Origin of the sequence: Flavobacterium ammonificans (assembly GCF_020885975.1) — a bacterium.
GTDB classification, from domain to species: Bacteria; Bacteroidota; Bacteroidia; order Flavobacteriales; family Flavobacteriaceae; genus Flavobacterium; species Flavobacterium ammonificans.
On the sequence record NZ_AP025183.1, the window covers coordinates 438,732 to 462,297 of the forward strand.

Below are 23,566 nucleotides of genomic sequence, written 5' to 3' on the forward strand. Positions count from 1 at the left end.
TACAAGCAACTTAAAGATTAAAGCGTGGGTTTTGTTTGTTTAAAGCATTAAATACATAGACTATGGAATTACGTCGCGTTGTGGTTACTGGTTTAGGAGCACTAACTCCTATTGGGAATACCGTACAAGAATATTGGAACGGACTGATCAACGGCGTTAGTGGTGCAGCACCTATCACTTATTTTGACGCTTCAAAATTCAAAACACAATTTGCTTGTGAATTAAAAAACTTCAATGTTGAAGATTTTATCGAAAGGAAAGAAGCCAGGAAAATGGACCGATATGCACAATATGCTATGGTCTCTTCTACAGAAGCTATGGAGGATGCTAATTTTGATTTAGAAAAGTTAGACAAAGACAGAGCTGGAGTAATTTGGGGTTCAGGAATTGGCGGTTTAGAAACCTTTCAGATTGAAGTTTTAAATTTTGCTGCAGGTGACGGAACGCCAAAATTCAATCCTTTTTTTATCCCAAAAATGATTGGTGATATTGCCTGTGGACATATTTCAATCAAGTACGGATTTAGAGGACCTAACTTTGGAACAGTTTCTGCTTGTGCATCTTCAACTAATGCAATTATTGACGCTTTCAATTATATTCGTCTTGGTCATGCTGATGTAATGGTAACTGGTGGTTCTGAAGCCGCAGTCACTATTGCTGGAATGGGTGGTTTTAACGCCATGCATGCACTTTCTACAAGAAATGATGATCCGAAAACCGCTTCAAGACCAATGGATAAAGACCGTGATGGATTTGTACTTGGTGAAGGAGCCGGAGCTCTAATTTTAGAAGAATACGAACATGCAAAAGCACGTGGTGCCAAAATTTATTGTGAAATTGGCGGAGGCGGAATGTCAGCTGATGCGTATCATATTACAGCGCCGCATCCAGAAGGATTAGGAGCCAGAAATGTGATGTTGAATTGTTTAAGAGATGCTGGTTTACAACCAACAGATGTTGACGGAGTTAACATGCATGGAACTTCTACACCATTAGGAGATTTAGCAGAATCTAAAGCAATCGAACAAGTGTTTGGAGATCACGCTTACACTATGAATCTTAATTCCACTAAGTCAATGACAGGTCACTTACTTGGTGCAGCTGGGGCTGTTGAAACTATTTCGTCTATTTTATCTTTGAAATACGGAATAATTCCTCCAACAATTAACCATTTCACAGACGATGAGAATATCGATCCAAAACTTAACTTTACTTTTAACACAGCTCAAAAAAGAGACGTAAAAGTATTGATGAGTAATACTTTTGGTTTTGGTGGACACAATGCTTGTGTATTGGTTAAAAAATTAGACATCTAAAATAGTACTATGCGTATTATTAAAAAAATATTTAGAAAATCCCGTTCTCTTGAAGACGGGATTTTTTTTGGTGCTATTGAACAAATTTTAGGTTTCCCTCCCATAAATCTCGAGTTTTATAAAAAAGCATTTACCCATCGCTCCTCTAACATTATTGACACTACTGGAAATCCAAGCAACTACGAACGGTTAGAATTCTTAGGAGACGCCATGTTAAGTGCCGTTATAGCCGCTTACCTTTTCGACAAAGCTCCTACTGGCGACGAAGGCTATTTAACTAAAATGCGTTCTAAAATTGTAAGTAGAGACCATCTCAATGAATTGGGCAAGGACCTAAATCTAGTTCAATTTGTAGAAAGCAAAGTCCCTGTTCAACATTTTGGTGACAACATTCATGGTAATATTTTCGAATCTTTAGTAGGCGCCATATATTTAGACCGTGGTTATGAATACTGCGAAAAGTTCATTCAAAAAAGAGTCGTAGTTCCTTATGTCGATATAACCCGATTAGAAGGCAAAGTCATTAGTTACAAAAGTTTAGTAATTGAATGGTGCCAAAAAGAAAAGAAGCAATTCCATTTTGATATTTTTGAAGACAATGGTATTGATGGAGAACGCCTTTTTGGGGTTAAATTGAGTATTGATGAAAAAGTGGTTGCCAAAGCCCGAGCAACTTCCAAAAAGAAAGCAGAAGAAAAAGCATCCCAAAGAGCTTATTTTGCATTTCAAGAAAAAATAGACAAAAAATAATACAATTTCCTTCAATCTATAACGTTTTCGTTGATAATTTAACAAAAACATCAAGGTTTACAAGCGCCAAGCTACATTAGAAATAGTATATTTACACCTCATTTTGTGAAGTAATGGCAATACATAAATTAGATCTTGACGAATTTGATGAAATAGATTACCATCTAATTGCTATCCACACAACATTGGAAGACTATCGATTAGCCTATTTCATTAATCAACATCTTCCAGTAAATTTAAGTAAAAGCAAAGAAGAAATTCTTATCAGTATTAAACAAGGTGATACTCAATTTTCGAGATTTTACTTTGATGATGAAGATAATTTTATCTCTTGGAATCTGATTCAGAACAAGAATGAGGTTGTTGGGAAAAAAGAAATAACAAACCAAGATTTATTTTCAAATAGTATTCAAGAAGTAGCCACAAAAGTGTTCTTACTTCCCGAATTGAAAAAAGTGGACTATTTTTTAAAAATAGAAAGTGACGACGATCTTCAAATAAATGAGATTGTAAAAAACCTGAAATCAATTAAAAGTTTGTCAACTGTTTATGTGGTTGATACTGAAACTATAAAATCTAAAAACAATTTAATTTTTTAATAAAAATGATTAAAACAAACAAAAAAACAAAAATTGTAGCCACACTCGGACCTGCGTGTAATACAAGAGAAATCATCAAAGATATGATTGAGGCTGGAGTTAATGTATTTAGAATAAATTTTTCGCATGCTGATTATGAAGATGTAAAAGAACGAATTAGTATTATTCGCAGCATTAATGAAGAGTGCGGTTATACAACTGGAATTCTTGCTGATTTACAAGGACCTAAACTTCGTGTTGGTGTAATGGAAGAAGGAGTTGTTGTTAACGATGGTGACTTAATTACTTTCACAACTGCTGAAGATATCATTGGGACCAAAGAACGTGTTTTCATGAAATACCAAAACTTTCCAAACGATGTAAATCCAGGAGAAAGAATTTTGTTAGATGATGGAAAATTACTTTTTGAAATTGTGTCTACGGATAAAAAAACAGAGGTAGTTGCGAAAGTGATCCAAGGTGGTGAATTAAAGTCTAAAAAAGGGGTTAACCTTCCAAATACTAAAATTTCACTTCCAGCAATGACTGAAAAAGATATTGCTGACGCTATTTTTGCAATTGGACAACAAGTAGACTGGATTGCGCTTTCATTCGTGAAAACACCTAGAGACTTGCAAGACCTTCAAGAATTAATTGCGGAGCATTCAGAATTTAAAATTCCAATTATTGCCAAAATCGAAATGCCAGAAGCATTAGAAAACATGGACAAAATTGTGGCTTATTGCGACGCTTTAATGGTGGCTCGTGGAGATTTAGGGGTTGAACTTCCTGCTCACGAAGTGCCATTGGTACAAAAAGAATTAATTGTAAGAGCTAAAACCGCGCGTATCCCAGTTATTGTGGCAACACAAATGATGGAAACAATGATTACTAGTTTAACTCCTACTCGTGCCGAAGTAAATGATGTGGCTAACTCGGTTATGGACGGTGCTGATGCAGTAATGCTTTCTGGAGAAACTGCAGCAGGGAATTATCCTGTTCAAGTAATCCAAAAAATGACACAAATTATAGAAGCGGTAGAAGATTCTCCGCTAATTAAAGTGCCACAAAACACACCGCAAGTTAGAACGAATCGTTTTATTACTAAAACCATTTGTCAACATGCCGCTCAAATGGCTAACGTAATCAAAGCAAAAGCAATTTGTACTTTAACTAATAGTGGGTATACTGCTTTCCAAATTTCATCTTGGAGACCTTCAGCTCATATTTTAGTTTTTACATCTAACAAAAGAATCTTAACTCAATTGAACTTATTGTGGGGAGTTAAATCTTTCTACTATGCTAAATCAGTGAGTACAGATGATACTGTAACGGATGTAAATGAAATTGCAAGACAAAAAGGATTTGTAGAGAAAGGAGATTTCTTAATCAACCTAGCAGCAATGCCTGTAACAGATAAAGGAATGGTAAACACCTTAAGAGTTTCTGAAATAGAATAACAAGTCTATTATATTTAAAAAAAGCCCTCTACAAGAGGGCTTTTTTATTGTAAAAATTTTATGAATATTTAAACATTTTCATATCAAAATAAATTTTACTTTTGAAGTACTAAATCTAAATTATTATGAGTTCAAATTCTAACAATCCGTTTTTAAACAATAAAGCGTTTACGTCAAGTAAAACAGAAGTTCACGAAGCAACAATCATTGGCCATGAACAAACTATGACCATAGCGGGAACTATGAACAAAAGTTTAATTTTGTTTTTACTGCTTACCGCTGCTGCTATGATTACCTGGTGGATGGCAAACAACGGACAAAGTCCTATGGTTCCTATGATAGGTGGTGCTGTAATGGGACTTATTTTAGTAATAATTGCCGCTTTCAAACCACAACTTTCAGGCTATTTAGCTCCTGGATATGCGGTTTTTGAAGGTTTATTCATTGGAGGGATTTCTGCAATTTTTGAAATCAAATATCCTGGTATTGTAACACAAGCTGTAGGTGCTACTTTAGTTACTTTTGCAGTGTGCTTAGGTCTATATCGTTTTAAAATTGTACAAGTTACTGAACGATTTAAATCTATTATAATCGCTTCGACTTTAGCCATTGGAACCTATTACATTATTTCTTGGCTAATTTCTTTATTCACTAGCTTTACGCCTGTTCATCATGGGAATTCCATGTGGAGTATCGGAATTAGTGTTTTTGTGATAGTAATTGCCGCAATGAATTTATTTTTAGACTTTGATCAAATTGAAGAAGGAACCAAGAGAAGAATGCCTAAATACATGGAATGGTATAGCGCCATGGGTTTGATTATTACTTTAGTTTGGTTGTACATCGAATTCCTACGATTACTTTCTAAGTTAAATAGTAGAGACTAATTTTGTCCACCTCATTTTAAAGCTCCATTGTGAATTCATAATGGAGCTTTTTTTATTTAAATGTTTCTGGATTTTTCTTCTACCACATAGAAACATAGCACATTTTAACCTTAAAAAGAAAGGTTAGAAATAACAAATTACTTTTCACATAGTTGCTTAAGTGAAAAGCGAAGCGTCTATACTCTCTTTAATTATTCCCTTTATTCTATGTTTCTATGTGGTGAAATTTTTATACCAATTAAAATGCAAACTGTAATTGCACTACCACCGTTTTCTTTTGTTCTGTATTCAAATTACTTAATGAAATTCCGAGTAACCGAACCGAATCCTTCATTCGTTCTTGATACAATAACTCTTTTACATTTTCAAGAATCAGGGCTTTATCAGAAATAAAATACGGAACCGTTTTGCTACGTGTTTGTTGCGTAAAATCACTATATTTTATTTTTAAAGTAACCGTTTTACCTGCGATTGATTGTTTTTTTAGACGTCGTTCTAAATTCGCCGCTATGGTTTCAAGTTGTTCTAACATGAATATTTCAGATGATAAATTAGCATCAAAAGTATGTTCTGCCGCAACAGATTTAGTAATACGATCTGGTTTTACTTCGCTAGTGTGAATTCCGCGAACAACTTGATAATATAACGCTCCTGATTTACCAAAATGGGTTGATAAAAACTCCACCGATTTGCTCTTTAATTCCAATCCGGTAAAAATGCCTAATTGGTACATTTTTTCAGTGGTCACTTTCCCTACACCATAGAACTTCCTGATTGGTAATTCCTCCAAAAAAGGAATAACTTCGTCTGGATTGACTGTTTTTTGTCCATTAGGTTTGTTGTAATCACTCGCAATTTTAGCAATAAACTTATTGACTGAAATTCCTGCCGATGCAGTCAAACCTACTTCGTTCAAAATTCGCATTCGGATTTCTTGTGCTATTAAAGTAGCGCTGGGATTTCCTTTTTTATTTTGAGTCACATCAAGATAGGCTTCGTCAAGCGAAAGAGGTTCTACCAAATCTGTGTAATCAAAAAATATGGCGTGGATTTTTTTGGAAATTTCTTTGTACCGGTCAAAACGTGGTTTTACAAAAATAAGTTCGGGGCAATTTTTTTTGGCTAAAACACCACTGATGGCACTCCTCACCCCGAATTTTCTCGCTTCATAACTTGCTGCCGCTACTACCCCTCTGTTTTCAGAACCTCCAACAGCAATAGGTTTGCCTCGAAGTTCTGGAAAATCCATTTGTTCTACCGAAGCATAAAAGGCATCCATATCGATGTGAATGATTTTTCTATGTTGTGGAGTTTCAGACATGACACAAATTTATACAAAAAGGTTTAGTCAAAATCAACTAACTTTGAAGCAAGAAATAGAATTGGATTATGATTGAAATAGAACGAAAGTTTTTAGTAGCTTCAAACGCATTTAAAAGCGATGCTTTGCGCAAAAACAACATTGCTCAAGGCTATTTGAGTGCGCATACAGAACGTACCGTACGAGTGCGTATAAAAGGCGAAAAAGGATACCTAACTATTAAAGGGAAGTCAAATGAAACTGGATTATCTCGTTTTGAATGGGAAAAAGATATTTCAGTTGAGGAAGCCAAACAACTTTTGCTACTATGCGAAAAAGGAGTGATTGAAAAAATCAGGTACGAAATACAAGTTGGCGAGCACCTCTTTGAAGTAGATGAATTTTTAGGAGAAAACGAAGGATTGGTTATCGCTGAAGTAGAATTACAATCAGAAAGCGAAATATTTGAAAAACCAAGTTGGTTAGGCATTGAAGTAACACAAGATCATCGCTATTACAATTCGTATTTAAGCCAAAACCCTTTTACCAGTTGGTAATTTAGTTTTCTATAATTTCAATTTTAACACGCAACATTCCGCTTCTTTTATTGTCTGCAAGATCCATAAATGCACGCTTGGTTAAATCAATTTCCTTCGAACGGACAAAAGGCCCTCTATCAGTAATTTCAACAATTACAAATCTACCATTAGCTTCGTTGGTCACCTTTACTTTAGTGCCAAAAGGCAATTTTTTATGCGCTGCAGTATAGCCACTATTGCTGAATTTTTTACCGCTAGTTGTTCGTCTTCCATTAAACTTGTCTGCGTAATAAGAAGCAATAACCGACTTTTTAAACGCCTTCAACTGAAGTGGTTTTACTGGAATACTATCTTCAACAATTACGTCTGTTGCAGCAGGTTTCGTTTTTTTAAGGGTATCTTTTGCAATTGTAGTTTTATGTTTGTTCAATGTATTGGATTGGCTCCAAGCCAAAGCAACCGCAAGAACTAAACACAATACTATCAAACCTTTTTTCATGTTTGCTTTTTTTAATTAAAAATTGGGATAAAAAAAGTCCTTTTCAGGACTTTGTATTTTAGAACCATAGACTCCAAGGAATTCTACTCAGAATTAAAACCAAACCTATACCGTAAAAAATACCAATAGACTTGAACTTAGCTTCATTAGTAGCCGCTTTTTTATGTTTAGACCACCCAATGGTAATCAATACAATAGCAATGATATTAATCAAAGGATGTTCTAAAGAAGTCAATCGATACGCTTCGTTTTTCATTTGTCCAAAAACAGCTGATCCTAATGGAGATAGAAAATACAACACTAAACCAACTAGTAATTGAATATGAGTTCCTATTAAAGCAAACAAGGCAATTTTACGGTCTTTGGCGGTAAACTCTTTTTGAGAGGATTTACCAATAAAAGAATTTACTACAGCTATCACTAAATGTAGAATGGCTAAATAGGCCCAACCGGAATGAAATTTTTGAATGAAATTGTACATGTTTATTGTTTTATTGAATTTCAAATATAGTAAAAAAATGATACAAAAAAAACGGCATCCCCAATTAATGAGAATGCCGCTTTTAAAATACATTAGAAATTATTTACCGAAAATATATCTTAATGTGAACTGTGCAGTCCATACATCAAATGCACTTGCGTTTCTTTGGAAAGTATCTCTAATTAAAGTTCTAGTTCCATTAGCCTCTGTTTGAGTTGCCAATTGAAAAATAGGTTCGTTTCCTGTAGTATTAGATCTATAAGCCAAAGGATTTGTAGTAGTAACTCTTTGTGTTACTCCCCAATCTTTATTCAATAAGTTTCCAAAATTCAAGATATCAACTCTGAACTGAAAGTTATTTTGTTTTCCAGCTATTTTCATATAAAAATCTTGAGTAACAGAGAAATCAACTCTATGCAACATAGGCAATACTCTTGCATTACGATCTACATACTGTCCTCTTTTAGTTCTTAAATAAGAATCTTGATTAATGAATGCATCAAATGCAGCTTGCTGTTGTGCTTCAGTATAAGTTGTAGTTACACCATTACTAACTACTCTCAAAGGTTCAAAACGAATTTGATTAGCATTCAAAGGAACATACATTAAGTCGTTAAAACTAACTCTATCTCCATTCATATCACCTCCGTAAGAATACGTAAAAGCTCCTGTTTGTTCTCCAATATAACCTAAGTTAAAAGAAGTAGACCCACCATATTTATCACCATAGTTGATTTTATAACCTAAAATACCAACTAATCTATTAGGCGTATTGTTATTTGAATTTGATAACATTAAATCATTGTTACCATTCACTGATCTAGCTCCAGTCCATGATCCGGCTGCAATTGAACCAGCTGACATCAAATCAGTAGCTCTAGATCTTGTATAGGCAACAGATCCCCAGAATCCGTTAGAATATGGGTACTCTAACTTAAATGTAGTAGAATAAAAATACCCTTCATTAGTGTTTTCTAAAACTACTGCACTAGATACATTATCATTAATTCTTACTCCATTGTCATTACCAGCATATCTTGGTCTGTTATCTGGTCCTGAGAAAGTTCCAACAGGTTTGTCTAAGTTAGCATTGTAATAATTAATAGCATTGATATTTTTACTAAAAATACCTTCAACGGTTGCAACTAAACCAAATGGCAATTTCTTATCAATTGCAAAATTGGTTTTCCATGTTTGAGGGAATTTGAAATTTCTTTCTGTCAAAGCTAACTCAATTTGAGTTGGCAAAGTAGCAACAGCAGGTGTAAAGTACTGTTGTGGATTTGGTGTAAAACCATATCTTCCAGCAGTTAATGCAGATCCACTAGCATCAATAAAGCCAGTTAAAACTCCATTGTTCCCAACAGCATTTGATAAAAATACTGCAGGTGGACGGCCTGTGAAAATACCTGTTCCTCCACGGAATTGAGTGGTAGCATCATCATAAAGATCGTAATTAAATCCAAATCTTGGCTCAAATAAAATTTGAGTATCTGGCATATTACCAGTGTTGAATTTTTGACCGTTAGCGAATGTTAAAGTGTTAACTAATGGGTTTTCTAATGCTGTATCTGCAAAAGAAACAGCAGTTGCTCTAATACCAAATGTTAATCTTAAATTATCGTATGGTTTGTACTCATCTTGCGCATATAAATCGAATTTATTGTACTTCAATACTTGCAAAGGCTCAGCATTACCTGGTAATGCAGAATATCTAAATTGGAAACGACCTGGCAAAAGTGTTGAAGGAGCATCTCCATTAGCAGCAGATTGAGATGCCGCAGCTTTAAAATCATCTATAGAATTAAAAACATAAACTCCATTTGAACCTGGAAAGAACATGTTATTAGAAATAAAACGCTCAAAATTACCTCCAAGAACAACAGTGTGTTTTCCCAAGTTTCCTGTTACGTTATTAGTGAAGTGCAAAGTAGAATAATCCAATCTATTTGCATTTGTAAATGGATCTAAACCTAAAGAAACCAATGTAGGAGCCGAAGAAGATCCGTTTCTAATATCAATAGTTGGGAAAAGGCCTCCGCCAATTAAACCTCTATCTTCATTTTGGTAATCATATCCTCCAATGAAACTATTGCTCCATTTTTTAGATAGCTTACTATTAAATTCTAATACTACAGATTGAGTATTGTCATTTTGTAAATAACCACTATTTTGGAAAGCCATTGCCTCTGCACGTGCTGTTCTGTTGCCTAAACCTAGAGAAGCAGAGTTTGACATTAAAATATCAGAGAATGAATCATGTTGTACATAACGCAAAGACATTTTATGATTGTCATTAATATTCCAATCCAATCTAGTTAAAAACTTAGTTGATTTACTTACAGCATCAAAATTTTCCCATGGCCCAGTTTCATAATCAAATGTATTTTTCATGAAATCAGACAAATCTTTCATTTGAGCATAAGTAGGCAAAGAAACTTGTGCGCCTCCATTTGGAGACCCAGTAGATGTCCAAGTAGTAGCTGGTTGAGTTCTCTCGATTGTTTCAAAGTTAGCAAATATAAATAATTTGTCTTTGATTATCGGAGCACCTATTCTTGCACCAATTATATTTTCTTCAAACTTTCCAGGAACAATAGTTACTGGTCCAGCATCACGCCCTAAGAAAGTTTTATTATCATTTCTAAATGAATTGTATACAGATCCTTCAATTTCGTTTGTTCCACTACGTGTAACTGCGTTAATTCCTGATCCTGTAAATCCAGATTGACGAACGTCAAAAGGTGCTATATTAACCTGTAATTGATCAATTGCATCCAAAGAAATTGCAGTAGAACCTGTTCTTCCTCCAGCTTGAGCATCACTTCCTAATCCAAATCCATTATTGAAGACAGATCCGTCAATTGTAAAGTTGTTAAAACGAGAATCTTGACCTCCAAAAGAACCATTGCTTCCCGCGTTTGCGTTGTACTTAGTAATCGAGTTAATTGAACGTGATCCAATAACTGGTACAGCATTCAACTGACGATTATTAAACGTTTGAGAAGCACCTGTTTTTCCTTTAGAAAACAATCCGCTAGCATTTGTCTTAGTTACAACTACTTCTTTCAAAGCATTTACTTCTTCAACTAATACAAAATTAACGTTAGCTGAATTTCCCAGCGTAGCATTAACTTCAGTAATTTCTGAAGTCTTGTAACTTGGGTAAGAAACCCTAACTGTGTATGGTCCACCTGGTCTAACCGAAGGTATACTGTACCCTCCATTAGCATTAGTTTCACCATAATACTTCGTCCCAGTTGGCGTGTGAACCGCTTGAACAGTTACACCTGGCAACTTTTCTCCCGAATTACTCTTAACCGTACCAGTTATTGACGAACTAGTAACCTGAGCATACCCAACAAGGGACAGGAAAAAAACAATAAATAATGTAATTTTTTTCATTTTTTGTTTATTTAATTTTTGGCAAAATTATGACATTTTTAGCTTTATACGTTAAGACAACGTTAAAAAAAATAAACAATTTCGAGTTTTTTTGAACAATTATTGATTTTAGTGCGATTGATGAGTGCAAATTTTTCAGTTTTATATAACTTAAGCAAAAACAAGAAGATAGAAATCTGCTCTATAACAAAAAAGCGATCGGAAGATTCCAATCGCTTTTATAATCTAAAAAATATAGTTTACTTGTTTTTCAAAAAATGATTCAAAAGAAATGATGTAGAACTATCGTGGTTATTTATTGTTTTACTATTGATTTCATCCAGAATAGAATTCGCTAATTGTTTTCCTAACTCTACTCCCCATTGGTCAAAACTAAAGATATTCCAAATGATTCCTTGTACAAATATTTTATGTTCGTACATCGCAATTAGAGAACCTAACGACTGCGGCGTTAATTTTTGAATTAATAAAGTATTCGTTGGTTTATTTCCTTCAAATACTTTGAAAGGTAACAATGTCGATGCTTTTTCAGGAGACAAACCTTGTTTGTCAAATTCAGCTTGCACTTGAGCTTCGGTTTTGCCATGCAACAAGGCTTCTGTCTGTGCAAAAAAGTTCGACATCAATTTATCATGGTGATTATCGTCTCCATATAATGGTTTCACAAATCCAATAAAATCAGCCGGGATTACTTTTGTACCTTGGTGAATCAATTGAAAAAAGGCGTGTTGCGAGTTGGTTCCGGGCTCTCCCCAAATAATAGTTCCAGTTTGATAATTAACCGGTTCACCATCGCGACCCACACTTTTACCATTACTTTCCATTGTTCCTTGTTGTAAATAAGGCGCTAATTTTTGTAAATACTGCGTGTACGGAATCAATGCTTCGCTTTCAGCGCCAAAGAAATTATTGTACCAAACGCTCAATAAAGCTAGGGTTACAGGAATATTTTGATCAAAATCAGTTGTCTTGAAATGTTCATCCATTTCATTAGCACCACTTAATAAGGCATTGTAGTTTTCAAATCCGATAGCTAAACTAATAGAAAGGCCTACCGCACTCCACAATGAAAAACGACCACCAACCCACTCCCACATTGGAAAAACATTGTCTGGATTAATTCCGAATCCTGTTACTTTATCTAAATTAGTAGAAACCGCTACGAAATGTTTGGCTACATCTTCTTGTTTGGCTGATTTCAAAAACCATTCTTTAATGGTTTCTGAATTAGTTAAGGTTTCTTGAGTCGTAAACGTTTTAGAAACTATGACAAATAAAGTGGTTTCTGGATTTATTTTTTTGATGATTTCATTTACATGATCTCCATCCACGTTGGAAACAAAATGAACATTCAAATGATTTTTATAAAACTGTAAGGCCTCTACTGCCATTGCAGGGCCTAAATCAGAACCCCCAATACCAATATTAACAATATCTGTAAACGCTTTGCCTGTAAATCCTTTTCGCTGACCTGAAACAACCTCATTGGTAAAGGTTTTGATTTTATTCTTAACCGCATAGACCTCAGGCATTACGTTTTGACCATCAACCTTAATTACTGCCGATTCTTTGGCGCGCAAAGCCGTATGAAGTACCGCTCTATTCTCTGTTTGATTGATCAACTCTCCTCCAAAATAAGCAGTTATCGCTTCTTTAAGACCAACTTGATTGGCTAATTCCAATAACAAAGACATTGTTTCTTCATTAATTCTATTTTTGGAATAATCCAAAAGAAAATCATTCCACTTCAAGTTGAATTTAGCTACACGTGAATCATCTAATTGGAATAATTCTTGCATTGTAGTCGATGCGATTGCATTATAATGTTGTTGCAATTTTGCCCAAGCAGCAGTTTGAGTTGGGTTGATTGTTTGTAAAGCCATTGTTTAGGTAATTGTTTTTATTTTCGGAGCAAAAATACTGAAATTAGTTTGAATACAACTTGTACTCAAATCCTATCACATTTTTCAGTTCAAAAGTGTGATTTATAAATTGGCCACGCTATCCAATTCTCTTTTGAGCGGTTCGATTTGTTTCAGGAAGCGTGTTTTAGAAGCGCCTACCATAGACTCACCTGTAGGTAATTTTAATCGCAGTGCATCTACTTGAACGCCATTTTTCCAGAATCGATAACAAACATGAGGACCAGTAGCTAGTCCCGTACTTCCCACTTTGCCTATAATTTGCCCTTGAGTTACATATTGACCCCTACGAACTAAAATTTTAGACATATGTAAGTATTGTGTAGAGAAAGTGCCGTTGTGTTTCACTTTTACAAAATTTCCGTTTCCTGTGGTATATCCAGTTTGCTCGACAATTCCTGCGGCGGTTGTCGTTATTGGTGTTCCGTGTGGTGCTGCATAATCCGTTCCTTTATGAGCTTTCCAAATTCCTTGAACAGGATGCAATCGATTGGAACTGTATCGTGAGGTAATTCGGCTAAACTTGATTGGAGTTTTCAGAAAGAAATTTTTCAGTGTTTTACCTTCATCATCATAATATTCTATTTTCCCTGATGAAGAAGTTGCAAAAGGAAAAGCATACACAATCTTGCCTTTGTATTCAAAAAAAGCGGCTTGCAAACTATCTACTCCATCATAAATGGAATCGTTAATATACCTTTCGGTAAAAGTGAGCGCAAAACGGTCGCCTTTTTTTAATTTGAAAAAATCAATAGACCAGGCGTATATTTTTGTTATTTTACTGGCTAAAGACCCTTCTACTTTGGCACTTTGAAGAGTTTCAGACAGCGAACTTTTTAACACCCCTCCAATGGTTCTCCTTTTAATTGTAATTGGTTTCGTTTTTTTATACGCCACAACTGATGAGTCACGCAGGTCTACCACGTAGTAATTTACTGCGTCAGGTTGGTAAATAAAAACTTGTAATTTATTTTTTTTGTGTTTAGATCGAAGTAGCACATACGGCTTATTGTAGCGCATAATTCGGACATCAAAGGTGTCTTTAACTTTTGCAATAATATCGTACACTTTTTTATTGCCAATATTTTGCTTTTCAATGATGCTCCCAAATGTATCTCCGTTTTTAATCGTATCATGAACCACATTGAATTCGGAATACACAAAACCAAACTCACTTTTTTTAATTTTCTTTTGTTCCTGCACATCCTCAGTACTCTCTTGTTTTTTATCACAAGAAAACACTAGTACAAGTAGGAAAAAAGAAAGAAAAAATGTGGTTTTTTTGATTGTCATACACTACATTTTTTCAGATTCACCCCAATTAGACAATTCCTCAGCCGACCATAATTCAGGAAAAAAGATTCTTCGTTGGTATTTTGGATGCATGTATTTTTTCCAATCGCTTCCACCCGTTGCCGCTCCATCGCCTATGCCGCTATTGTCAATGTATTTAATAGCTACATTTAAATGTTGCATTACCCAAGTGATGTTAACAGTATGGTCTAGATGGCGCATAGCATCAATCAAAGCTTTATTTTTTTGATCTTCTAAAGGAAGTTGTTGGAATTTTTGCCAAATATTAATAGTGTTGTATTCTTGCATATGACTCAAAAATACGGGCTTGTATTTTCGTTCAAATTCTTCTAAAAGGAATGACTTTTTCCCGGTAGTATAATCTTTTCCAGCTGCTTGCCAATACAAATGCTCAAATGCATATTCATACGAAGTCGATCTGTCAATTGAAGCTCTAAATCGATAATCAATTAAGTTGATTAAATCCGTTGAGCAAAACTCAATGAGTCGGTATTGCGCACTTTGAAAACCACTTGCTGGAGTTAGTGTATTCCTAAACTTCATATATTGTTCCACTTCCATTCCGTTTTCCATAATTTGAAAGGAAGTAGTTAACATTTCAAAATAACGACTAATGCGCTGTAACCGTTCTGTAAAAAAAGCGGTGGTTATATTTTCTGAATAGGAAATTTGGCGCATCTCCCACAAAATCATCTTAAAAATCAATTCATTCACCTGATGATACATGATAAAAACCATTTCGTCAGGGAGTGTGGTGCGTTGCGTTTGTAAACTCAACAATGCATCTGTTTGGATATAATCCCAATAGGTCATTGGCTTTGACCAAAGTAATCCTTCAAGATGCGTTTCGGTTTTTTGATGTAGTGCTTGGTACTTTGAATCAATAGCATCTAATACTGTTTCCGATTTATTTTTATCTAATGTCATGTTCGTTTTTTTAATGGGAATCGTAAGCCTTTGTAGGATTCTAAATCTGCTTTTATTGAACCTACAACTAAATTAGCTTGAATTCGCAAAGGAATTTTATTATCGTCATCTGAAATCCAAACTGTAACGCTTTCCTGTTCTTTGAAAACTCTACCTGAAAAAACATAGGGTTTAAAAATCATGGAAGCAACGGTGCCAAATTTAGTTTTAATATTTTCTCGACCAATAAATTTTAACTTAAACTTTGTAGTTTCTTCATCAAAAAACATATCAATTGCAATGTATTCTCCTGGCTTTATGTCATCTATGGTAGCAAAATTTCGCAAATAATAAAACGCTGATAAAATATCTTGAGTGTTTTTTGGTATCGCAAAAGTTTTCTCTGTTTTGTGTTTGTAGTCTTTTACAATAATCTTATTTTGCTGAGGCGTAAAAAAACCTTCTTGATTTTTAGTGTAGCCGCCTTCATTAATTTTTCTTAAAAATTGATAGGGAACATAGGTCTTTTCATCAATATAACTTTCATACAAATCGTCTACTTTGAAAAAAAAACGAGAAATTCCAGTAGTTTGTCCTTTGCCAATAAGATGAAACACTTTTTCGTTATGAAGCACGGCTTCTTTAACTTCTAATGTTGCATAACCTGCATTTACAAAACCATAATGAATTCGGAATTTAAACCATTCACCAACACCAAAGGCACTTTCTTTTGGATTGTCAAAACCAAATGTGGTCAATAGTAGTAAGCAAAGAATTGCTTTTCTCATAGTGAAGTTACAGGTTAATAATTAGCCTAAAAAATGATTATAAATATCAAATGTATCAAAACAAAAAAACCCAGTCAAATATTGACTGAGTTTTTGTGCTATTAACTAACCAAAAAACTATAAATTATGAAATTTATATAAAAAACGCAAAGGAAACCACCCCTTCGGTTTTTTCTGATACAAATTTAAATTATGTCTACTATATTATTTTGGTTAAATTTTATTTTAACAGAAGTTTTATCAATTTAAAGTTTGAAAACACTTATTTTTTTATTTTGTGAAAAAATAATTGCCTTTTTTAATGAATATAATAATTATAATCTGCTGTTTCGATGAAAATTATTCAAAAATTAACATGAAAAAGAGGCTTTTTTTGCGAAAAAACATCATTTAAAACCAAAAACCGACACTAAACCATGTAAATCCTCTCGAATTTTCAGGAGACCATGAATATTTTACTTCGATTGGACCAATTATGGTTTCTAATCCATAACCTACTGCATAGCCTGAATATTTAGGTAGCGAAATCCAATCTGTTGATTGAAATAAATTCTTTCCTAGATTGGCATAATTGGCAGAAAAATTAAAGTGGTTTTTTCTGTAAAATTCAACATCAATTGTACTAGCTAACTTAATATAGCTATTAGCAGCAATGCTTAAAAAATCATACCCATAAAAAGGTTTAAAATTATTGATGTTATTAAATCCATAACCTCCTAAAACAAAATTAAAGAATGAAATTCCTTCATTTCCTATTGGCAAACCTGCGTCCCCTTGAAATTTTACAGCTACTTTATTGCTCAATTTAACGGCTCTTTCAAAATTGGCTTTTACAATAGAAAAAGGTTTAAAATTATTATTGTAGTCGGATGAAAATAGGTAAGATTGAAAATCGGCTGTTAAATACCAACCTCTGGTTGGGAAAATTTTCTTGTCAAAAGAGTCGAATTTCAAATGCCCAAAAGCACTCCAATAACTACTTTTATCTATATAAATATTGGATAAGGTTGGAGAATTAATGTGTAAATACTTTAACTCAACACCTGCTCCAACCAAAAAACTTTGCGCTAATCCTTTTTGTAAATACGCCTGCGTAGTTAAATCTAAAAAATCAACATTTATTGTATTATAACCATTAGGATTCAACAAGCGTTCTGTGATATTTGGTGAAATATTTTTGTTGAATTGGTTCAATTGCGAATTAAAGCCAAAGCTAAAATTGAATCCATTGTCAATATAGTAATCCAAATTGTACCTAAAATTATCTCCTAAAACTAGGTCAATGGAGGCCAAATCATTCTTAAAAAAAGTGTTTTTATTGGTAATATTTAGTAAAACCCCACTTTTAAACAAGTCGTCATAATGCAATCCTAATTTCAAATAGGTTTTCGTAGGGTTTTCAATTAAATTCAAGTGAAGACTTTCTCCTTTGTCATCTTTTTCAAAAGAGTAACTGATTGCATTGAAATTCTCCGACGCATGTATCGTGTTGATTCCTGATTGCAAAACTGAATAATCAAACCGCTGACCTGGTTTAAATTTTAATTTACCTAATATGTAATCATCTGTAAAACGACTCAAAGGATTACTCTTTACATGAATAAGATCCAATCGCTCTTGCTCAATTTTTAATTTGGGCTTTTTATACGTTGAATTTGGGTCTGCCAAAGCCTTTATTTTTTCATAAACAGAAAAAGCGGCCTCTTCTCCTCTTCTAATAATTTCTTTCCCCTTATCAAATGAAATGACTCCAAAATTCTTAATGTCAGGATTTACATATACATCCGTATCTAGAATTTTGCTTTTCATTTTCTCTATCGAATGCAAATTAGTAATTTGAACTAAAATTTTTGTAGCGTTTTTTAACTGCGATTTGTCCCATAAATCATCTTGGACATCGACTCCAATAACAATATCTGCTCCAAGATTTCTTACTTCTTCAATAGGATAATTATTTACGACACCGCCATCAACCAATAACTCTCCATTAATTTCTACCGGCGAGAAAAGGGAAGGAAATGCGGCACTTGCCAACATAGCGTGAGGGAGATTTCCTTTGTTAAGCAGCACTTGCTTACCTGTTTCAATATTAGTAGCGATACATATAAAGGGCGTGGGTAAATTATTAAAATCTTTAATATGTCTTACGTTACGAGTAATCCTGCTCAATAAATTATAGTTGTATAATCCCTTGGACAAGGCTGTAGGAATTCCAACTTTAAATTGATTAAACGGCAACACTATTGCATATAAATCGTCGTTTCTTTTTTCGTAAAAACTCTTGGATGATCTGGGTATGTAATCGTTTAATAACTCATCGAAATTAGTGGATTGAAAAATAGAGTCGATTTGGGTAGCATTGTAACCAGAAGCATACAAGCCCCCAATTACGGCACCCATACTGGTTCCGCCAATATAATCAATTTTGACTCCCGCCTCCTCAATTACTTTTAGAACGCCAATATGAGCAAATCCTTTGGCACCACCCCCGCTCAGTACTAATCCTATTTTTGGTCGTTTTTGCTCTTGTGCAAAGCTGTTTTGAAAACTACAGACGAATACTACCGCAACTACTAAGCCCCAGATGGAAGAGGAAAGCCCCGAATGAACAAAGCCTATTTTTTCTTGAAAAAAAAGAGCGACAAAAGAAGCTCCTTTTTTTTCCTTAGAAAAAAAGGGTTTTGAAAGAGGACTTGGAACGGACAGCTGGGATAGGCTCATAAAAATTATTTGGTAGTGTAAAAGTCGGTAATTTTTTTGGCTTTTGATAATCCAACCACCTCAGAAATTTCTTTTTCGGTGGCTAATTTCAGTCTTTTAACACTTTTAAAGTGCTGAATTAGTGTCGTCATGGTCTTTTCGCCAATACCCGGAATGGATTCCATAGACGAATTGAGGGCTGCTTTGCTACGTTTGTCACGGTGATGGGTTATCCCAAAACGGTGCGCTTCGTTGCGCAATTGCTGAATGACTTTGAGCGTTTCTGACTTTTTATCGAGGTAAAGCGGAATAGAATCGCCGGGATAAAACAACTCTTCCAAGCGTTTTGCAATTCCAATAATAGTTATTTTTCCTCGCAAACCTAAGTCGTCAATACTTTTCAAAGCCGAAGACAATTGCCCTTTTCCACCATCAATAATAATTAGCTGTGGCAAAGGTTGGTTTTCGTCCAAAAGGCGCTTATACCTTCTGTAGACCACCTCTTCCATAGAAGCAAAGTCATTCGGTCCTTCGACTGTTTTAATGTTGAAATGGCGGTAGTCTTTCTTGCTTGGTTTGCCGTCTTTGAAAACCACACAAGCCGAAACAGGATTCGTTCCCTGAATATTGGAGTTATCAAAACATTCAATGTGGCGTGGCTCTACAGGCAGACGCAAATCTTTTTGCATCTGTGCCATAATTCGGTTCACGTGGCGGTCGGGATCAACAATTTGCAATTGTTTCAACTGCTCAATTCGGTAGAACTTGGCGTTACGAATAGATAAATCTAATATTTGTTTTTTGTCGCCCAATTGAGGAACGGTAATTTTAATATTTTCTCCCAAATCAACTTCAAAAGGAACAATGACTTCTTTGGACAACAACTGGAAACGCTCTCGCAATTCGACAATGGCTAATTCCAACAATTCTTCGTCGGTTTCTTCCAATTTCTTTTTGATTTCCATCGTGTGGGAACGAATTATTGAACCGTGAGAAATTTGCAAAAAGTTGACATAGGCAGCACTTTCGTCAGAAACAATCGAAAACACATCAATATTGGTAATTTTCGGATTGATAATCGTAGAACGCGATTGGTAATTTTCGAGAATTTCTATTTTTTCTTTAATTTTTTGGGCTTCTTCAAAACGCATTTCTTGAGCTAGTTCAACCATCAAGCGTTTGAAGTCTTTCATGCTTTCTTTGAAATTACCTTTGAGAATTTCGCGAATCGCATCGACTTGTTTCTGGTATTCGGCAATCGTTTCGTAGCCTTCACAAGGTCCTTTACAATTACCAATATGGTATTCCAAACAGACTTTGAACTTGCCGCTTTCAATATTATTGGCACTCAAATCGTAATTACAAGTGCGCAACGGATACAATTCTTTAATCAAATCCAAAATGGTATGTACGGTCTTGAAACTAGTATAAGGTCCAAAATATTCCGAACCGTCTTTGACCATTCGCCGAGTGGAAAAAATACGAGAAAAAGGTTCTTTTTTAATGCACAACCAAGGGTAACTTTTGTCATCTCGCAACAAGACATTGTATCGCGGTTGCAAGGTTTTAATTAAATTATTTTCCAGCAAAAGTGCATCGGTTTCGGTAGGAACAACGATGTGTTTTATGGTTACAATTTTCTTGACTAAAACGTTGGTTTTTGCCGTGTCGTGAATTTTATTAAAATAAGACGAAACCCTTTTTTTTAGATTTTTGGCTTTGCCCACATACAAAATTTTTCCGTCCTTATCGTAGTATTGGTAGACACCCGGATTGTCCGGTAGGGTTTGTATTTGTAAAGCAATGCTTGGTGGCGTCATTTTGTATTGGCTCGAATTGTTTTCAAATTTACAAATAACATCTTTGCAAATCAAAATCAGTTGTTTTCTTTTGCAGCGTAATAATTAATAGTACTTTTAATCTTTAAAATAAACCACATAGAAGCATAGCCCGTTTTTGTAAGAAAAGAAAATGATAGAAATAATTTTATTTTCCTCATAGTTACTTTGTGAAAAGTGAAACGTCTATCTTGTTCTTTAAAAACAATTAATTCTATGTCTCTATGTGGTGAAAAAATAGATAATGAATAAAACCAAATTACGCACCCAATACAAAGCGCTTCGCAAAAATCTTTCAGAAGTAGAAATCGAAGAAATGAGTTTGGCTATTGCCAATGGCGTATTGGCACTTGACATTTGGGATACAACCTATTTCCATGTTTTTTTACCCATTGAAGAACAAAAAGAAGTCAACACCGAATTCTTACTCCACTTGCTTTCTGGAAAAGACAAAGAAATTGTGATTTCAAAATCCGATTTTACAACTCGAAAAATGACCCATTTTCTATTAACGGACAATACCAAAATAAAGAAAAACGAATATAATATCCCAGAACCTGTAGACGGAATTGAAGTACCATCATCTAAAATTCAAGTCGTTTTTTTGCCACTGTTAGCTTTCGACACTAAAGGAAATCGGGTGGGCTACGGAAAAGGTTTTTACGATCAATTTTTAGCAGAATGCCTACCCGAAACTATCAAAATTGGACTTTCCTTTTTTGAAGCCGAGAACGCCATAACTGACGTTTTTGAAAAAGACATTCGTTTGGATTTTTGTATCACTCCAAAGAATTGCTACCGCTTTTAATTTCACCCGAAAAATTCGCTTTTTTTTACTTTCTTTACCACTTCAATTATTTGACATTTATATGAGATTCAACAAGAAGAAAATAGCAATTACTCTAGGAGTTCTTTTAGTTTTATTCGCTTCCAGTTTAGCTACATTTTATTATTTCAGAGACGAAATTTTAAAAATTACTTTAGAAAAAGTTGCCGTGAAAATGGAACGAGATTTCGATAGTAAGTTTACTATAAAAACAGCCACTTTTGACGGAATTTCAGCTGTGAATCTAACCGATGTGGTTTTAGCTCCCAAAAATGCCGACACTTTATTCCGAATCCAAAAAATGAAAACTAGCATAAGTTTTTGGCATTTGCTTATTGGCGATGTGCAATTAGGTACTTTGGAAATCCAAAATGGTTTGGTTCAATTAATAAAAAAAGGCAATGTTCGCAACTTTGATGCTTTTTTGAAAAAGAACAAAACTCAAGAAGTTAGCACTGAAAAAAGAGATTATGCCGCTTTAGCTAAACGAATCATTTTTCGCTTGTTGAATTTGGTTCCTTCGGATATGGATATCAAAAATCTGGTTTTCAAATTAGACGACAACGGGAAAAAAGCCACTATTGACATCAAGAAATTAGTTTTGGATGGTGGCGATTTGGAAAGTGTCATTTATGTAAAGACCAACACTTTTGCACAACGTTGGCGCATTGCCGGAGAAGCTGATCCAAGAGACCGCACAGCCGATATTCAATTTTTCAATATGGATGGCGGACCAATAAAAGCGCCTTATTTTGATGAGCGTTTTAATCTAATTTCTAGTTTTGATTCTATTCGTTTAAACGTTGAAAATATAGAAAGTGATGGGGATGAATTCCATATTGATGGATACTCTTCGATTGCCAATTTAAAAGTCAATCATCCTAAAATTGCAAGCAAAGATGTAATTATTCGCAATGCCCGATTTGATTATCGTTTGCTGCTTGGCGAAGATTTTATTTCGGTGGATAGTAGTTCATCTGTTCAATTGAACAAAATAAAAATTCAACCTTATTTGGCCTACGAAACAGAAGAAGATACTATTTATAAAATGAACATTCGCATCGCGAAAATGCCTGCACAAGATTTTATTAGTTCACTTCCTGATGGTTTATTTACTAATGTACAAGGCATGCTGGCCAGTGGAAATTTTGATTATAAACTGGACTTTATGTTCAATAAAAACAAACCTGAAACTATTGTTTTTGATAGTAAATTGAATAAAGAAAATTTACGTATTTACCGTTTTGGTCAAGCCAATTTAAGTAAAATGAATGGCGAATTTGAGTACCGTGCCATTATTAAAAATGTACGTCAGCGACCTGTTTTTGTCGGGACTTCAAATCCTGATTACACACCTCTGAATCAAATTTCTCCGTACTTAAAAAAATGCGTTTTAACCACCGAAGACCCTTCTTTCTTTAGACACCGCGGATTTATAACGGAGGCATTCAAACAATCGATTATCAAAAATATTAAGACGCGGAAATTCTCTCGAGGAGGCAGTACGATTAGTATGCAGTTGATCAAAAATGTGTTCTTGACTCGTGAGAAAACATTATCTCGAAAATTGGAGGAAATCCTGTTGGTTTACATTTTGGAAAATAACCGAATTGTAAGCAAAGAGCGAATGCTTGAAGTCTATTTCAATATTATTGAATGGGGTCCAGACGTATACGGAATTGGCGAGGCGAGTCGCTTTTATTTCCAAAAAAATCCTGCTGATTTAACCTTTAACGAATGTTTGTACTTGGCTACTATTATTCCTAGTCCAAAGAAATTCATGTATCAGTTTGACGATCAAGGAAATCTGAAAGGGTTTGCTTTGAAAAACCAACGGTATTTGAGTAATTTGATGTTGCGCCGCGGTATTTTAACTAGTAGTGATAGTATCAACCCTTATAGCGTTTCGCTTTCCGGAAATGCGCGTTCGTTTTTAACGATTCGCAAAGCGCAAGATACCACTGGTATCGCTATCGATTCTATTCCTCCAAAAGAAGACTTTGATTTTGAGTTTTTGAAAACGGATGAGGAATAAGTAAATATACGATTTACGAATT

Annotated in this window: 18 protein-coding genes; 8 read left to right on the forward strand and 10 right to left on the reverse strand. The window is 34.6% G+C overall.

From position 1 onward, the window contains the following. Window positions 1-62 precede the first annotated feature (62 nt). The 5 genes from fabF (at window position 63) to LPC23_RS02045 (ending at window position 4,991) form a co-directional block, all read left to right on the forward strand. Window positions 63-1,316, forward strand: a complete 1,254-nt coding sequence (gene fabF / locus LPC23_RS02025) for a beta-ketoacyl-ACP synthase II (RefSeq protein ID WP_229326036.1) — start codon at window positions 63-65, stop codon at window positions 1,314-1,316. A 9-nt stretch (window positions 1,317-1,325) separates the two neighbouring features. After that, window positions 1,326-2,066 (forward strand): ribonuclease III, encoded by a 741-nt coding sequence (gene rnc, locus LPC23_RS02030; protein ID WP_229330680.1) that lies wholly within the window; start codon window positions 1,326-1,328, stop codon window positions 2,064-2,066. A 113-nt stretch (window positions 2,067-2,179) separates the two neighbouring features. Beyond that, window positions 2,180-2,665 carry an IPExxxVDY family protein gene (locus LPC23_RS02035; RefSeq protein ID WP_229330682.1) on the forward strand — a complete coding sequence of 162 codons (486 nt, stop codon included), beginning with the start codon at window positions 2,180-2,182 and terminating at the stop codon, window positions 2,663-2,665. 8 nt (window positions 2,666-2,673) lie between these two features. Next, window positions 2,674-4,104 (forward strand): pyruvate kinase, encoded by a 1,431-nt coding sequence (gene pyk, locus LPC23_RS02040; RefSeq protein WP_229327115.1) that lies wholly within the window; start codon window positions 2,674-2,676, stop codon window positions 4,102-4,104. Between the two features lie 125 nt (window positions 4,105-4,229). Next, window positions 4,230-4,991: a Bax inhibitor-1/YccA family protein gene (locus LPC23_RS02045; RefSeq protein ID WP_229330684.1), complete on the forward strand. Its 762-nt coding sequence runs from the start codon at window positions 4,230-4,232 to the stop codon at window positions 4,989-4,991. A 238-nt stretch (window positions 4,992-5,229) separates the two neighbouring features. On the opposite strand, the gene dinB is transcribed toward LPC23_RS02045, so the two are convergent. Continuing rightward, complete coding sequence (gene dinB / locus LPC23_RS02050; RefSeq protein WP_229330686.1) at window positions 5,230-6,312, reverse strand: DNA polymerase IV; 1,083 nt, start codon at window positions 6,310-6,312, stop codon at window positions 5,230-5,232. A 68-nt stretch (window positions 6,313-6,380) separates the two neighbouring features. On the opposite strand from dinB, the gene LPC23_RS02055 reads away from it, so the two are divergent. Continuing rightward, the gene (locus LPC23_RS02055) at window positions 6,381-6,848 is read left to right on the forward strand and encodes a CYTH domain-containing protein (protein WP_229330688.1); all 468 of its coding nucleotides are present in this window, start codon (window positions 6,381-6,383) and stop codon (window positions 6,846-6,848) included. A gap of 1 nt (window position 6,849) precedes the next feature. Here LPC23_RS02055 and LPC23_RS02060 read toward each other — a convergent pair whose 3' ends face one another. The 9 genes from LPC23_RS02060 to uvrC all read right to left on the reverse strand — a co-directional run bounded on the left by LPC23_RS02060 (window position 6,850) and on the right by uvrC (window position 20,665). Beyond that, window positions 6,850-7,329 (reverse strand): septal ring lytic transglycosylase RlpA family protein, encoded by a 480-nt coding sequence (locus LPC23_RS02060; RefSeq protein WP_229330690.1) that lies wholly within the window; start codon window positions 7,327-7,329, stop codon window positions 6,850-6,852. Between the two features lie 58 nt (window positions 7,330-7,387). Continuing rightward, window positions 7,388-7,810, reverse strand: coding sequence for a hypothetical protein (locus LPC23_RS02065; protein ID WP_229330692.1), 423 nt, complete (start codon window positions 7,808-7,810; stop codon window positions 7,388-7,390). 99 nt (window positions 7,811-7,909) lie between these two features. Continuing rightward, complete coding sequence (locus LPC23_RS02070; protein WP_229330694.1) at window positions 7,910-11,215, reverse strand: TonB-dependent receptor; 3,306 nt, start codon at window positions 11,213-11,215, stop codon at window positions 7,910-7,912. A gap of 239 nt (window positions 11,216-11,454) precedes the next feature. After that, on the reverse strand, window positions 11,455-13,098 hold the full coding sequence (gene pgi / locus LPC23_RS02075; RefSeq protein ID WP_229330696.1) for a glucose-6-phosphate isomerase: 1,644 nt from the start codon (window positions 13,096-13,098) through the stop codon (window positions 11,455-11,457). Between the two features lie 102 nt (window positions 13,099-13,200). Beyond that, a complete protein-coding gene (locus LPC23_RS02080; protein WP_229330698.1) occupies window positions 13,201-14,430 on the reverse strand; it encodes a M23 family metallopeptidase in 1,230 nt (409 codons plus the stop codon). 3 nt (window positions 14,431-14,433) lie between these two features. Continuing rightward, on the reverse strand, window positions 14,434-15,378 hold the full coding sequence (locus LPC23_RS02085; protein ID WP_229330700.1) for a tryptophan 2,3-dioxygenase family protein: 945 nt from the start codon (window positions 15,376-15,378) through the stop codon (window positions 14,434-14,436). Further along, entirely contained in the window at window positions 15,375-16,145 is a 771-nt protein-coding gene (locus LPC23_RS02090) for a DUF3108 domain-containing protein (protein WP_229330703.1), read from the reverse strand. The genes LPC23_RS02085 and LPC23_RS02090 overlap by 4 nt, the downstream gene beginning before the upstream one ends. 390 nt (window positions 16,146-16,535) lie before the next feature. Further along, window positions 16,536-18,866, reverse strand: coding sequence for a patatin-like phospholipase family protein (locus LPC23_RS02095; RefSeq protein ID WP_229330705.1), 2,331 nt, complete (start codon window positions 18,864-18,866; stop codon window positions 16,536-16,538). Window positions 18,867-18,871: 5 nt separating this feature from the next. Next, window positions 18,872-20,665 (reverse strand): excinuclease ABC subunit UvrC, encoded by a 1,794-nt coding sequence (gene uvrC, locus LPC23_RS02100; protein ID WP_229330707.1) that lies wholly within the window; start codon window positions 20,663-20,665, stop codon window positions 18,872-18,874. Between the two features lie 262 nt (window positions 20,666-20,927). Between uvrC and LPC23_RS02105 the strand changes: the two genes are divergently transcribed. Further along, window positions 20,928-21,491 carry a 5-formyltetrahydrofolate cyclo-ligase gene (locus LPC23_RS02105; protein ID WP_229330709.1) on the forward strand — a complete coding sequence of 188 codons (564 nt, stop codon included), beginning with the start codon at window positions 20,928-20,930 and terminating at the stop codon, window positions 21,489-21,491. Between the two features lie 61 nt (window positions 21,492-21,552). Next, window positions 21,553-23,544, forward strand: coding sequence for a transglycosylase domain-containing protein (locus LPC23_RS02110; RefSeq protein WP_229330711.1), 1,992 nt, complete (start codon window positions 21,553-21,555; stop codon window positions 23,542-23,544). Window positions 23,545-23,566: the final 22 nt, after the last annotated feature.